We start from the raw sequence: 13,066 nt of genomic DNA, 5'->3' as shown, positions 1-13,066 counted from the left end.
CCGGTCTGCCCTCAGTGGTGATGCGGCATCGAGCCTTGTGCTCGATCGCATCTGGACAACTCACCGGACTTGGCTCCCCAAAAGCATCTCGTAAGATCGGATGCGGGCGAAGGTCCGGACAGACCAGAGAACGAACATGGCTTTGATCAATCTGAGGTCGCTTGGCGTAACGCTCGGTGCTCCGCTCTTTTCCAATCTCAACCTTTCCATCGAACCGGGCGACCGGCTCGGCATCGTCGCTGCCAACGGCCGCGGCAAGTCCACGCTGCTGCGCTCGATCACAGGCGCTTTCGAACCGACGACAGGCGATATCACCCGGGCGCGCGGCTTGCGCGTCGGCCATGTCGAGCAGGACGTGCCGGCCAGCCTGCGCGATGTGGCCTTCTTCGAGGCGGTGCTGCAGGCGCTGCCGGCCGATCAGGCCGAAAGCGAAAGCTGGCGCGTCGACATCGTGCTCGATGAACTCGATGTGCCTGAGGAGATGCGCCAGCGCCCGTTGTCGCAACTGAGCGGTGGCTGGCAGCGGCTGGCCATGCTCGCCCGCGTCTGGGTGACCGAACCCGACATGCTTTTGCTCGACGAACCGACCAATCACCTGGACCTCGCTCGTATAGCCCAGCTCGAAAACTGGCTGAATGCGCTGCCGCGCGATGTGCCGGTGGTGATCTGCAGCCACGACCGCGCCTTCCTCGACGCCGTGACCAACCGGACGCTGTTCCTGCGCCCCGAGAACTCGCAAGTGTTCTCGCTGCCTTATTCCAGGGCACGGGAAGCGCTCGACGAGATCGACGCGTCGGATGCACGCCGCTTCGAGAAAGATATGAAGACGGCGCAGCAACTGCGCCGACAAGCCGCCAAGCTCAACAACATCGGCATCAACTCGGGCAGCGATCTGCTGGTGGTGAAGACCAAGCAGCTGAAGGAGCGGGCGGACAAGTTGGAGGACGCTGCACGCCCCGCCCATCTGGAGCGGTCGGCCGGTGCGATAAAGCTCGCCAATCGCGGCACGCATGCCAAGGTGCTGGTGACGCTCGACGATGCGCCTGTCACCACGCCCGACGGCACGGTTCTGTTTAAGACTGGCAGGCTGTGGATCCGCCAGGGCGACCGCGTCGTACTGCTCGGCCGCAACGGCACCGGCAAGACGCGGCTGGTCAATATGCTGAGGCGCGCCATCGCCCAGCCGGACGTCGCGGTGGACGGCATCAAGGCGACGCCTTCGCTGGTGCTGGGCTACGGCGACCAGGGCCTGTCCGATCTCAGGGACAGCGATGCGCCACTGGCCGTTCTGACGCGGCGCTTCGAACTCGGCGAGCAGCGCGCCCGCACCTTGCTTGCCGGCGCCGGCATGACTGTCGAGATGCAGGCCAATCCGATCGGTCGCTTGTCCGGCGGCCAGAAGGCTCGGCTCGGCATGCTGGTGCTGAGGCTCACCAATCCGAACTTCTACCTGCTCGACGAGCCGACCAACCACCTCGACATTGACGGGCAGGAGGCATTGGAGGACGAACTGCTCAAGCACGAGGCGAGCTGCCTGCTGGTGTCGCACGACCGCAGCTTCGTCCGCGCCGTCGGCAACCGTTTCTGGCAGATCGAGAAGAAGCGCCTGATCGAAGTCGAGAGCCCGGAAGGCTTCTTCGCCGACGTGGCAAAAAACGGCGCATAGCCTTCGGTGCGAGAAAGGCCTGTTGGAGCTTTGGCTTCGGCAGGCCTTTTCGCCGTGCTATCGTTCCCGCAAAAGCGAAGGCAACGGAGGTCGAAATGCGTTTGTTCCTGGCGGCACTCGTGCTGACATCAGTCGCAGATACGGCCTCGGCAACCACCGTCACTTTCGAGTTGCCCGGCAATGCTGCGGTCGACCGACAGACGGCCAGCTACAAGTGTGGCGACCGCGACGTGAAGGCTGAGTACATCAATGCCGGCAGCAACTCCCTCGCTGTACTCACGATGGGCGACGAGATCGTCGTGGCTGTCACGGTCCTGAGCGGCAGCGGCGCCAAATACGCTGGCCAGCAATATGTCTGGTGGACCAAGGGTAATAGCGCCGACCTCTACGACCTGACCAAGGGCGAGGACGCTCCGCCGGTCTTCTCCTGCACGGCGGAGAAGTAGCGCTGAAGGTCGGGGCGCTGCAGAGCTATTCCGCCCGGCTTTTGAGCAGGGTCACCGGCTTGCCTTCGGCGGCCAACAGCCGAGCGGCTTTCCTGTCGAATGTCGCGAACTGCTCGGCGCCAGCTTTGTAGCCCTCGTAAGCCATGGCTGCATCCGCGAAGTCACCGCCAGCCCGCAAGTGAGCAAGGCCGGCAGCCACTGCGGCGTGATCGACGACGACATGCCGTGAACTAAGCGTGTCTTCGATCCCTCGCGCTATCGCTTTTCGCTCTATCCCGAGGCTGCTGAGAACCCAGACCAGCTCGCAGAGAGTGACCAGGGGAATGACGATTAGGTCCGCTTCCGCGAGCAAGGCCTGGGCGACCTCGGCTTGGCCAGGGTCGTCCGCCAGCATCGCGCGAGCGAGAACATTGGTATCGACAGCGACCTTCACCGCTTGCCGGCCCAGGCGTCTGCTATGACCTTGTTCATGTCCTCAACGGAAACCGGTGCGCGGCCGGGATCATGAAAGATGCCAAATATGGCTTCGATCCCGTGTCGTTCGTGCGGCGCTGCCTTGAGCACGACGTTGCCGTCAGGGGCCAGATCCAGAAGGATCTTGTCGCCTGGTTTGACACCGAGGTGCCTCAGCACCTCTTTCTTCACCGTGATCTGGCCCTTCGACGTTACCGTCAGCGTTTGCATGGCATGGCTCCTGATCCCAGAAAGTAAGGCAGAACTGCCTTACTTTCAAGCTGAGGTCACGCCGTCCCGAACGCGCTCGCGCCATGGTCGGCGCGGCCGGCCATCTGGCGGAAGCCGGCGAACAGCTCGCGGCCCATGCCATGTTCGTTGCCCGAGAGGTCGCAGACCGGGGCTGGGCGCAGCGCAAGATCCCCGGCCGGCACCAGCACTTCAAGCGTGCCGATCTCGGCGTCGAGCCGGACGATGTCGCCATCATGGACGCGGCCGATCGGACCGCCCTCTAGCGCTTCCGGCGTGACGTGGATCGCCGCCGGCACCTTGCCCGAGGCGCCCGACATGCGGCCGTCGGTGACGAGCGCAACCTTGTGGCCCCGATCCTGCAGGATGCCCAGCACCGTGGTCAGCTTGTGCAGTTCCGGCATGCCGTTGGCCTTGGGGCCCTGGAAGCGGATGACGGCAACGAAGTCGCGGTCGAGCAGTCCGGCCTTGAAGGCGTCGTTGAGGCCCTGCTGGCTGTCGAACACCAATGCCGGTGCTTCGATGATGCGACGCTCGGGCTTCACGGCGGAAGTCTTGATGATGGCATGGCCGAGATTGCCGCCGAGCACCTTGAGGCCGCCGCTCGGCTGGAACGCCTTGGATGCCGGTGCCAGCACCTTTTCGTCGCCGCTTTGCTTGGGGGCGGGTTCGCGCACGACGGAGCCGTCGGCACCGAGCTGGGCTTCGACCGCATATGGCCGCAGTCCTTCGCCCCACACTGTCTGCACATCCTCGTGCAGCAGTCCCGCGTCGAGCAGTTCGCGGATCAGGAAGCCCATGCCGCCAGCTGCCTGGAAATGGTTCACGTCGGAAAGCCCGTTCGGGTAGACGCGGGCAAGCAGCGGCACGGCATCCGACAGGTCGGAAATATCCTGCCAGGTCAGGCGGATGCCGGCGGCCGCCGCCATGGCGATCAGGTGGATGGTGTGGTTGGTCGACCCGCCCGTGGCATGCAGGCCGACGACGCCGTTGACCACTGAGCGCTCGTCTATCATGCGCCCAGCTGGGATGTATTCGTTGCCGAGCGCGGTGATCGCCAGCGCGCGCTTGGCGGCCTCGCGCGTCAGCGCATCGCGCAGCGGCGTGCCCGGATTGACGAAGGAGGCGCCCGGAGTGTGCAGGCCCATGATTTCCATCAGCATCTGGTTGGAATTGGCGGTGCCGTAGAAGGTGCAGGTGCCCGGGCCGTGATAGGACTTCGATTCCGCTTCGAGCAGTTCTGCGCGGCCGACCTTGCCCTCGGCGTAGAGCTGGCGGATCTTGGCCTTCTCGTCATTGGGCAGGCCCGAAGTCATCGGTCCCGCGGGCACGAAGATCGCCGGCAGGTGGCCGAAGGTCAGTGCTGCGATCACCAGACCCGGCACGATCTTGTCGCAGACGCCGAGGTAGACGGCTGCATCGAACATGTTGTGGCTGAGGCCGATGGCCGCCGACATGGCGATCACGTCGCGCGAGAACAGCGACAGCTCCATGCCGGGCTGGCCTTGCGTGACGCCGTCGCACATCGCCGGCACGCCGCCTGCCACCTGGGCGATGCCGCCGGCTTCGCGCGCAGCATCCTTGATCAGCTGCGGATAGGTCTCGAACGGCTGATGCGCCGACAGCATGTCGTTGTAGGAGGTGATGATGCCGATATTGGCGACCTTGTCGCCGCCCAGCGCCACCTTTTCCGAAGGGCTGCACACGGCAAAGCCATGGGCGAGGTTGCCGCAGGAGAGCACGCCTCGGTTGGCAGTCTTGCCGGCGGCGTCATCAACGCGGCCGAGGTAAATCTCGCGGCTGACCCGCGAGCGCTCGCGGATGCGTTCGGTGATGGCTTGGATGTCGTTCCTGGCGGTCATGACCTCAGTCCTTTCAACTCGGTGCCCGAACCGGGGGAGCTTCGGGCCTGCGGCATGGTCCGTGAGGGGGCATGCCTTGTTCAACGCGCCACGGCGCTATTCGGACGCCGGTGACGCGAGCGCCCGTCTCAGGGCGCCCAGTAGATCTCGGCGGCGCGGGGCCCCCGGTCGAGCACGGTGCGGATCGGCAAGGCCGGTTCCGACGCGAGCGCCGCCTCGATGACGTTGCGCTTTTCCGCACCTTCGATGTGGACGACGACAAGCCCGGCCCCGACCAGCGCGGGCAGCGTCAGCGTCAGCCGGGGTTCGCCGGCGCTGTCGGCATGAACCGGCATGACGATGCGCGCCGATGCCGTATCGAGCAGGGCGTCGAGCCCGTCCGCATCCGGGAAGAACGAAGCCGTGTGGCCGTCGCCGCCCATGCCCAAAATCGTCGCATCGAGCGGCCAGGGCAGGGTGCGGATTTCCGCATCCGCAAGATCGGCGCTCGTTTCGACCGTTGATGCCTCATGGAACAGCGGTGCGAAGCGTGCTGCCGAAGCCTCGTTCTGAAGCAGGCTGGCCTTGGCCAGTGCCGCATTCGAACGCGGCGAACTCTCGGGCACGAAGCGCTCGTCGACGAGCGTCACGGTTACCTTGCTCCAGTCGAGCGCTTCCTTCGACAGTGCGGCAAAGAAGCGGCCAGGCGTCGAGCCGCCTGAAACGGCCAGGAACGCTTCTCCGCGGCGCCCGATCGCAGCCCGCAACGCGTCGGCCACAGCGCTTGCCAGCGAAGCCGCCAGCTCTTCCCGCGTGGCAAACTCGTTCCAGTGGGGCGCAATGCCAGCCATGGCGCTCAATTGCTCTCGTGCCAGGTGCGGCCGTCGCGTTCGATCAGCGCGATCGACGCAGACGGGCCCCAGGTGCCGGCGGTGTAGCCCTGGGCTTCCTGGCGGCTGCCTTCCCAGGCGTGCTGGATCGGGTCGATCCATTTCCACGCCGCCTCGACCTCGTCGCGGCGCATGAACAGCGTCTGGTTGCCGCGCACCACGTCCATGATCAGGCGTTCATAGGCATCAGGCGCGCGCCCGTCGAACGACTGGGCAAAGCTCATGTCGAGCGGGATCTGGCGCAGGCGCATGCCGCCCGGACCGGGATCCTTGATCATGATGAACTGCTTGACGCCTTCGTCCGGCTGCAGGCGGATGACCAACTGGTTGTTGAAGATCGGCCCGGCACTTTCGCCGAAGATCGAATGCGGGATCGGCTTGAACTCGATGACGATTTCGGAGACGCGCGATGCCAGCCGCTTGCCGGTGCGCAGGTAGAACGGCACCCCGGCCCAGCGCCAGTTGGCGATCTCGGCCTTGATCGCGACAAAGGTCTCGGTGGTGCTGTCGGCGCCGAGTTCCTCGATGTAGCCTTTCACCGGGCCGCCGGCGGAAGCGCCGGCGCGGTACTGGCCGCGCACCGTTTGCTTGGGCGCCTCATTGCCGTTGACCCGCTTCAGCGCGTTGAGAACCTTCAACTTTTCGTCGCGAACCGCATTCGCGTCCATCGAGGCGGGCGCTTCCATGGCGACGAGGCAAAGCAGCTGCAGTATGTGGTTCTGCACCATGTCGCGCAGCGCGCCTGCCTTGTCGTAGTAGGTGACGCGGTCTTCCAGGCCGACGGTCTCGGCCACCGTGATCTGCACATGGTCGATATGGGCGGAGTTCCACAGTGGCTCGTAGAGCGCGTTGGCAAAGCGCAGCGCCATCAGGTTCTGCACCGTCTCCTTGCCGAGATAGTGGTCGATGCGGAAGATCTGGTGCTCGCCGAAATCGTCGCCGATGATGTCGTTCAGCGCCTTGGCTGACTCCAGATCGCGGCCGATCGGCTTCTCGACGACGATGCGCGAGTCGGCCGTAACCAGCTTGTGCGCCTTGAGGTGGTCGGAAATGTCGCCGAACAGGCTCGGTGCCACGGCGAGGTAGAAGACGCGGATGCGCTTGCTGTCGCCGACCGACTTCTTCAACTCGGCAAAGCCGTCGCCGGACTTGGCGTCGACGGTGACGTAGCTGAGCCGGTCGAGGAAGGTCTTGAGCTCGGCCTCTTCGATGTATTCCGGCTTGACGTGATCGGAGATCGCCTTCTTGGCGAAGGCCCGGAATTCCTTGTCGTCCATCTTGGTGCGCGACGCCCCGATGATGCGCGTCGGCTCGGAAAACTGGTGGTCGCGCTGGCGGTGATAGAGCGCCGGCAGCAGCTTGCGCTCCGACAAATCGCCGGTGCCCCCGAAAATGATGAAGTCGAAAGGATCGACGGGGATGATCTGGCTTGTCATGTTCTATCCGTTTCCAGGACGGCCGTGATGTCGCCGACCGATATATGCTAATCGATTTAAAAACGCCAGTGCCTCGGTGTCACAGTTTCGTTTTCGATGCTGCGATCATGTCCACCGAGCATAGGGCTTCGGCGCTCCCGTTTCCAAGAATAAGCCGCTGGCGTCGGTGCATCGGGCGCACTACCTCGCGCCCAGCATTGCGATGAACTGTGACGACCGCTAGACCGGACATGCAGAAAATCGACGGGGCGGCAGGACGATGCGACTCAAGGACAAGGTAGCGATCATAACAGGTGCGGCAGCCGGCTTCGGCGAGGGCATGGCGAGGCGTTTTGCCGAGGAGGGCGCGAAAGTGGTCGTCGCCGACCTGAATGCGAGGGAAGCCGAGCGCGTCGCGGCCGAAATCGGCAATGATGCGATTGCAGTCACCACCGACGTGTCGCAACGCTCCGAATTCGACGAACTGGTCTATGCCACCAAGAGCGCCTTCGGTCGCATCGACATCATGGTCAACAATGCCGGCTACACCCATCGCAACGGCGACCTCGTCGATGTCGAGGAAGACGTCTTCGACCTCATCACCGCCGTCAACATGAAGGCGATCTATCATTCCGCCCGCGCCATCGTGCCGATCATGGAGCGCCAGGGCGGCGGCGCGATCCTCAACACGGCCTCGACGGCAGGGCTCAGGCCGCGCCCGGGGCTGACCTGGTACAATGCGTCGAAGGGCTGGGCGATCACCGCCACCAAGTCGATGGCGGTCGAACTGGCGCCCAGGAACATCCGCGTCAATTGCCTCTGCCCGGTTGCCGGCGAAACCGGAATGCTGGAAAAATTCATGGGCAAGGACACACCGGAGATTCGCGAAAAGTTCAAAGCTTCGATCCCGCTCGGCCGCTTCTCGACGCCGCTCGACATCGCCAACGCCGCGCTGTTCCTCGTTTCCGACGAGGCATCGCTGATTACCGGCGTGGCGATGGAAGTCGACGGCGGGCGCTGCATTTGAGCGTTTCTGCCGCGAGGTAACCGCATCTCGGCCTGAAATGGGGCCCGCAAAGCTTGACCGGCGACGTCGGAACCCTATTCCAATGGTTGAAAACCAGCAGGAAACGCCATGCACAGGGTTGCGATTAGCGGTACCGGCATCTTCACGCCGGAGGAAGTCATCACCAACGCCGAGTTGGTGGCCTCCTACAACGAATATGCCCACCGCCAGAACAGGCTCCATGCCGACGCCATCGAGGCCGGCGAGCGTGAGCCGATGGCGATGTCGTCGGAAGAGTTCATCGTCAAGGCATCCGGCATCGAGCGCCGCCACGTCGTCTCGAAGTTCGGCATCCTCGATCCCGGCATCATGCATCCGGTGCTGCCCGAGCGCGCCGAAGACGAGCTGTCGTTGATGGCCGAGATTTCGGTCAAGGCGGCCGACAAGGCGATGAAGAAGGCCGGGCTCACCGCTGCCGATATCGACGCCGTCATCTGCGCTGCTTCCAACCACGAGCGTGCTTATCCGGCGATTGCCATCGAGGTGCAGCAGGCGCTCGGCATCAAGGGCTTTGCCTTCGACATGAACGTCGCCTGTTCCTCGGCGACCTTCGGCATCCAACTTGCCGCCGACATGATCCGCACCGGCTCGGCCCGCGCCATCCTGATGGTCAATCCGGAGATCACCTCCGGCCACCAGGAATGGCGCGACCGCGACTGCCATTTCATCTTCGGCGATGTCTGCACCGCAGTCGTGCTCCAGCGCGCCGACGATGTGAAGACGGACAACGCCTATGAGGTGCTGGCCACCCGCTGCCTGACCGAGTTTTCCAACAACATCCGCAACAACAACGGTTTCCTGCGCCGCACACGCGAAGGCCACATGGCCGACCGCCGCGACATGCAGTTCCATCAGGAGGGCCGCAAGGTTTTCAAGCAGGTGGTGCCGATGGTGGCCGAACTGATGCTGGGCCACCTCGCCGACCAGGGTATCGATCCTCAAAACCTGTCGCGGCTGTGGCTGCACCAGGCCAACAAGGGAATGAACGACCTGATCGGCTCGAAGGTGCTGGGCCGCGAGCCGAGCCGTGAGGAGCAGCCCAACGTGCTGCAGGACTACGCCAACACCTCCTCGGCCGGCTCGATCATCGCGTTTTCGAAATTCTCCGACGACCTGCCGTCGGGCAGCCTCGGCGTGATCTGCTCGTTCGGTGCCGGCTATTCTGCCGGCAGCGTCATCGTCAGGAAGATCTAGGCTTCTCCGCGAAGCCGCTCGACCACCCGGTCGGCCATGCGTTCGCAGCGCCAGCCATTGAACGGGAACAATTCGGCAAAGCCCGTCGAGAGCCTTCTTTCGATAGCTGTCCGCATCAGACGGCGCGCCCGAAACAGGCGCGTCTTGACGGTTTCCGGCTTGATCGAGAGCTGGGCTGCCGTCTCTTCGATGCTCATTTCCTCGACATCGCGCAGGATGAAGACGAGGCGGAAGATCTCCGGCAATTCGTCGATTGCCTGTTCGAGCAGTTCGCGCGCTTGCCCGCGAGCCAGTTCGGCGTCGGCGCCAGGCGGGGTCAGCGATGTCGGAAACATGATTACCTGGCCTCCGTTGGCTGCGGCAGCGACATCCAGTTCCTCCAACTCGGCGACCGGCCGTCGCTTGCGGATGCGGGTGAGCGCTTCGTTGAGCGCGATCCGCGTGAGCCATGTCGAAAACAGCGCGTCGCCCTTGAAGCTGTCGAGCCTGGTGAAGGCCTTGACGTAGGTTTCTTGCACCACGTCCTCGGCCTCCGCGTCGTCGCGGGTGACGGTTCGGGCGACGCGGAAGAGCCGCTGGTTGTTGCGCTTGATGAGCGCGCGGATGGCATTTTCGCCGCCTTGGCGCGCGAGTGCCACCAGTTCCTCGTCGCGGTGTCCGTCGAGATCGACCTGTTGCCGCAAGATTGCCAGGTGCATGTTGTCGCCTCCATTTTTCGGTCCGGCGCTGCCATCGCTGCAACTTGTGCAGGCGGCACGCAGACGACGATCCGCCCCAACATGCTGGCGTTTGCATGCGGCACCTGACAATACCCTGTTGGTAGCCCCTGCGCCATGCAGCGGCTTCCGAACCATTGGATGCGGCCTGTCGGAAAAGGTTCCCGGGCAAGGGCGGTCCTGGCGCGGGATGTGCGTTTTGCCGGGCTAGATCCTGTCCCTCAGCGCGAACCAGTTGAGCGCCAGAAACAGCAGCGGCGCGCGGAAGCGCCGGCCGCCGGGGAAGGGCGGTATCTTCAGGTCCTCGATCAGCTTGAGCCGGTCGCGGTTGCCGGCGACGGTCTCGGCGTAAAGCTTGCCGAAGAAGTTGGACAGCATCACGCCGTGGCCGGAATAGCCGCCGACGGAGATAACGTTGGGCATCACCTCGCGCACGAAGGGCTTGCGCGGCACAGTGATGCCGACATAGCCGCCCCAGCCATGGGTGATCTCGACATCCTTCAGCGCAGGATAGATCTCGGCGATCTGCTTGCGGATGTGGATGTGGATGTCCTTGGGGTCGTTGACGGCGTAGATCTCTCGCCCGCCGAACAGCAGCCTGCCATCCCTGGACTTGCGGAAATAGCGCACCACGAAGCGTGAATCGTCGACAGACTCGCCGCCGGGGATCACCTTTGAGTCCGCGCCTAGCGGTACGGTCGCGCCGATGAACGAGCCGATCGGCATGATATGCGAGGCGCTGATCGGCTCCAGCTTGCCGCCATAGGCGTTGACCGCGATCAGGCATTTCTGCGCCGTGATGGTGCCGCGCTCCGTCGTCACGCGCACCTTGCCGCCTTGCGAGGTGATGCCGGTCGATTGCGTCTTCTCGAACAGCTGTGCGCCGGCTGCCGCCGCGACCCTTGCGGTGCCGATCACCAGCTTGAGCGGGTGGATGTGGCCCGTGCCTGTGTCGCGCGTGCCGCCGTAGTAATGCGTCGAACCCAGCCGCTCCGCCGTTTCCCGCGCGTCCATGAAGGTGATGTGCGGATAGTTGAAGCGGTTCGCCATGATCTCGGCATGGGCCTTGTAGTCGTCGACGTAGCGCGGTTTGTGCGCCACCGACATCTGCCCGGGCATGTAGTCGATGTCGATGTCGTTGGTGGCCGAGAATTCCAGCAGATGCGCCTTGGCGTCTTCCGCGAGGTCGAACAGCGCCTTGGCGCGGGTGAAGCCGTATTCGCCCTCCAGTTCCTCCGCCCAGGCACGCTGGCCGGTGCCGAGCTGGCCACCATTGCGCCCCGATGCACCGTCGCCGAAGCGATGCGCCTCGATCAGCACGACATTGGTGCCTGCCTTGGCAAGATGCGCCGCTGCCGAAAGCCCGGTGAAACCGCCGCCGATGATGACGACGTCGGCCTGCTTGTCGCCGTCGAGGGCAGGGTACTCGGGCCGCGGGCCGGCGGTGTCTTCGTACCAGGAAAGGCCGGGCGAGATGGGGGAGAGGTAGGGCATGGTGCGGAGGGGACTCCGGGCGGGGGAAGCGAATAGCGAATAGCGAGTAGCGAGTAGTGAGTAGTGAGTAGCGGGGCGGAAAAATCTCGTTCGCTACTCGCTATTCCCTACTCGCTCCCTCACTCACACGTTCAGCAACAAATACTCCCGCTCCCACGGACTGATCACTTCCATGAAGGTCTCGAACTCGGCCCGCTTGATCGCCGCATAGGTGGTGGCGAACGACCGTCCCAGGAGCGAGGTCAGTTCCTCGTCGGCCTCGAACAGGTCGACAGCTTCGAGCAGGCCGCGCGGCAGGTCGATCTCGTCCTCGTTGGCGGTCGTCAGCACCGGCGCTTCGGACGGCAGCTTGTTGGTCAGTCCGATCAACCCGCAGGCCAGCGATGCGGCGAGCGCCAGGTAGGGGTTGGCGTCCGAAGACGGGATGCGGTTTTCGACGCGCCGCCCGCCAGGGTCGGAACGCGGCACGCGGAAGGCGGTGGTACGGTTGTCGTAGCCCCATTTGTTGTTGACCGGGGCGGAAGCCGCCTGCGTCAGCCGACGGTACGAGTTGACGTAAGGCGCAAACATCACCAGCGCATTGGGCACATGCTTCTGCATGCCGCCGATGAAGTGGAAGAAATCCTCGGTCTCCGAGCCGTCCTCGGCGGAAAAGATGTTCTTCCCGGTCTTCTTGTCGATGATCGACTGGTGGATATGCATCGCCGAACCCGGCTGGCCCTGGATCGGCTTGGCCATGAAGGTGGCGTAGGTATCGTGCTTCAGCGCCGCTTCGCGGATCGTGCGCTTGAACAGGAACACCTGGTCGGCAAGTTCGATCGGGTCGCCGTGACGCAGGTTGATCTCGAGCTGGCCCGCACCTTCCTCGTGGATCAGCGTGTCGATCTCCAGGCCCTGGGCCTCGGAGAAATGGTAGATGTCGTCGATCAGTTCGTCGAACTCGTTGACGCCGGCGATGGAATAGCCCGCGCCGCCGCCGATGGGGCGGCCGGAGCGGCCGACGGGCGGGGTCAGCGGATAGTCCGGGTCGGGGTTCTTGCGAACCAGGTAGAACTCGATCTCGGGTGCGACGACTGGCTTCAGCCCGCGCTTTTCATAGGCGGCGAGCACGCGCTTGAGCACGTTGCGCGGCGTGAACTCGACGTGGCGCCCGTCCTGGTGGACGAGGTCGCAGATCACCTGAGCGGTGGGGTCGTCCTCCCACGGAACCACACTCAGCGTCGACAGATCGGGCACCAGCTTCAGGTCGCCGTCATCTTCGGGATATTCGAAGCCGTTGCCGTCTTCGGGATAACCGCCGGAAATGGTCATCATGAACACTGCGGAAGGCAGCGCCAGCGAGGTGTTGGAGGTGAACTTGCTCGACGGCATCATCTTGCCGCGGGCGACCCCTGCCTGGTCGGGCGTGATGCACTCTATGTCCTCGATGCCGCGCCATTCCAGCCATTCGGAGGCTTCTTTCCAGTTGCGTACACCGCGCGTGTTCTTGACGAAAGCAGGCGTGCGGGCGCGAGCCCTCCGAGCGGTCGGACGGACTTCCTTCTTTGCAGGCGGCATCAATCACCAGGTTGTGGTTGCAGGTTACCGAGTATAGCCGGGCCTGATGACGGAAGAAAAGGGGGGCAAATCAGCGATT

12 protein-coding genes are annotated in these 13,066 nt (G+C 64.1%); 4 read left to right on the top strand and 8 right to left on the bottom strand.

Annotated features, from left to right (window positions below; genetic code table 11):
* Nucleotides 1-136 precede the first annotated feature (136 nt).
* The gene (locus GGQ99_RS24655) at nt 137-1,666 is read left to right on the top strand and encodes an ABC-F family ATP-binding cassette domain-containing protein (RefSeq protein WP_183264586.1); all 1,530 of its coding nucleotides are present in this window, start codon (nt 137-139) and stop codon (nt 1,664-1,666) included.
* A gap of 95 nt (nt 1,667-1,761) precedes the next feature.
* The gene (locus GGQ99_RS24650; RefSeq protein WP_183264585.1) at nt 1,762-2,112 is read left to right on the top strand and encodes an MliC family protein; all 351 of its coding nucleotides are present in this window, start codon (nt 1,762-1,764) and stop codon (nt 2,110-2,112) included.
* Between the two features lie 25 nt (nt 2,113-2,137).
* Here the strand turns inward: GGQ99_RS24650 and GGQ99_RS24645 are convergent, their stop codons facing one another.
* The 5 genes from GGQ99_RS24645 to zwf all read right to left on the bottom strand — a co-directional run bounded on the left by GGQ99_RS24645 (nt 2,138) and on the right by zwf (nt 6,981).
* Nucleotides 2,138-2,545, bottom strand: a complete 408-nt coding sequence (locus GGQ99_RS24645; RefSeq protein WP_183264584.1) for a PIN domain-containing protein — start codon at nt 2,543-2,545, stop codon at nt 2,138-2,140.
* A complete protein-coding gene (locus tag GGQ99_RS24640) occupies nt 2,542-2,796 on the bottom strand; it encodes an AbrB/MazE/SpoVT family DNA-binding domain-containing protein (RefSeq protein WP_108609159.1) in 255 nt (84 codons plus the stop codon). Before GGQ99_RS24640 ends, GGQ99_RS24645 begins: the two co-directional genes overlap by 4 nt.
* A gap of 56 nt (nt 2,797-2,852) precedes the next feature.
* The gene (gene edd, locus GGQ99_RS24635) at nt 2,853-4,676 is read right to left on the bottom strand and encodes a phosphogluconate dehydratase (protein WP_183264583.1); all 1,824 of its coding nucleotides are present in this window, start codon (nt 4,674-4,676) and stop codon (nt 2,853-2,855) included.
* 128 nt (nt 4,677-4,804) lie between these two features.
* Complete coding sequence (gene pgl, locus GGQ99_RS24630; protein WP_183264635.1) at nt 4,805-5,506, bottom strand: 6-phosphogluconolactonase; 702 nt, start codon at nt 5,504-5,506, stop codon at nt 4,805-4,807.
* Between the two features lie 5 nt (nt 5,507-5,511).
* The gene (zwf, locus tag GGQ99_RS24625; RefSeq protein ID WP_108609156.1) at nt 5,512-6,981 is read right to left on the bottom strand and encodes a glucose-6-phosphate dehydrogenase; all 1,470 of its coding nucleotides are present in this window, start codon (nt 6,979-6,981) and stop codon (nt 5,512-5,514) included.
* Between the two features lie 259 nt (nt 6,982-7,240).
* Between zwf and GGQ99_RS24620 the strand changes: the two genes are divergently transcribed.
* On the top strand, nt 7,241-7,987 hold the full coding sequence (locus tag GGQ99_RS24620) for an SDR family oxidoreductase (RefSeq protein ID WP_183264582.1): 747 nt from the start codon (nt 7,241-7,243) through the stop codon (nt 7,985-7,987).
* Between the two features lie 108 nt (nt 7,988-8,095).
* Nucleotides 8,096-9,220 (top strand): beta-ketoacyl-ACP synthase III, encoded by a 1,125-nt coding sequence (locus GGQ99_RS24615; protein ID WP_183264581.1) that lies wholly within the window; start codon nt 8,096-8,098, stop codon nt 9,218-9,220.
* Here GGQ99_RS24615 and GGQ99_RS24610 read toward each other — a convergent pair.
* From GGQ99_RS24610 to GGQ99_RS24600, 3 genes are all read right to left on the bottom strand, one after another.
* On the bottom strand, nt 9,217-9,918 hold the full coding sequence (locus GGQ99_RS24610; RefSeq protein WP_108609153.1) for an RNA polymerase sigma factor: 702 nt from the start codon (nt 9,916-9,918) through the stop codon (nt 9,217-9,219). The genes GGQ99_RS24615 and GGQ99_RS24610 overlap by 4 nt on opposite strands.
* 225 nt (nt 9,919-10,143) lie before the next feature.
* Entirely contained in the window at nt 10,144-11,430 is a 1,287-nt protein-coding gene (locus tag GGQ99_RS24605) for an NAD(P)/FAD-dependent oxidoreductase (protein ID WP_183264580.1), read from the bottom strand.
* 123 nt (nt 11,431-11,553) lie between these two features.
* Nucleotides 11,554-12,987, bottom strand: coding sequence for a glutamine synthetase family protein (locus GGQ99_RS24600; RefSeq protein WP_108609150.1), 1,434 nt, complete (start codon nt 12,985-12,987; stop codon nt 11,554-11,556).
* Between the last annotated feature and the right edge of the window lie 79 nt (nt 12,988-13,066).

Source organism: Aminobacter niigataensis, from assembly GCF_014200015.1.
GTDB classification, from domain to species: domain Bacteria; phylum Pseudomonadota; class Alphaproteobacteria; order Rhizobiales; family Rhizobiaceae; genus Aminobacter; species Aminobacter niigataensis.
This window is presented reverse-complemented; position numbering and strand designations above follow the sequence as displayed.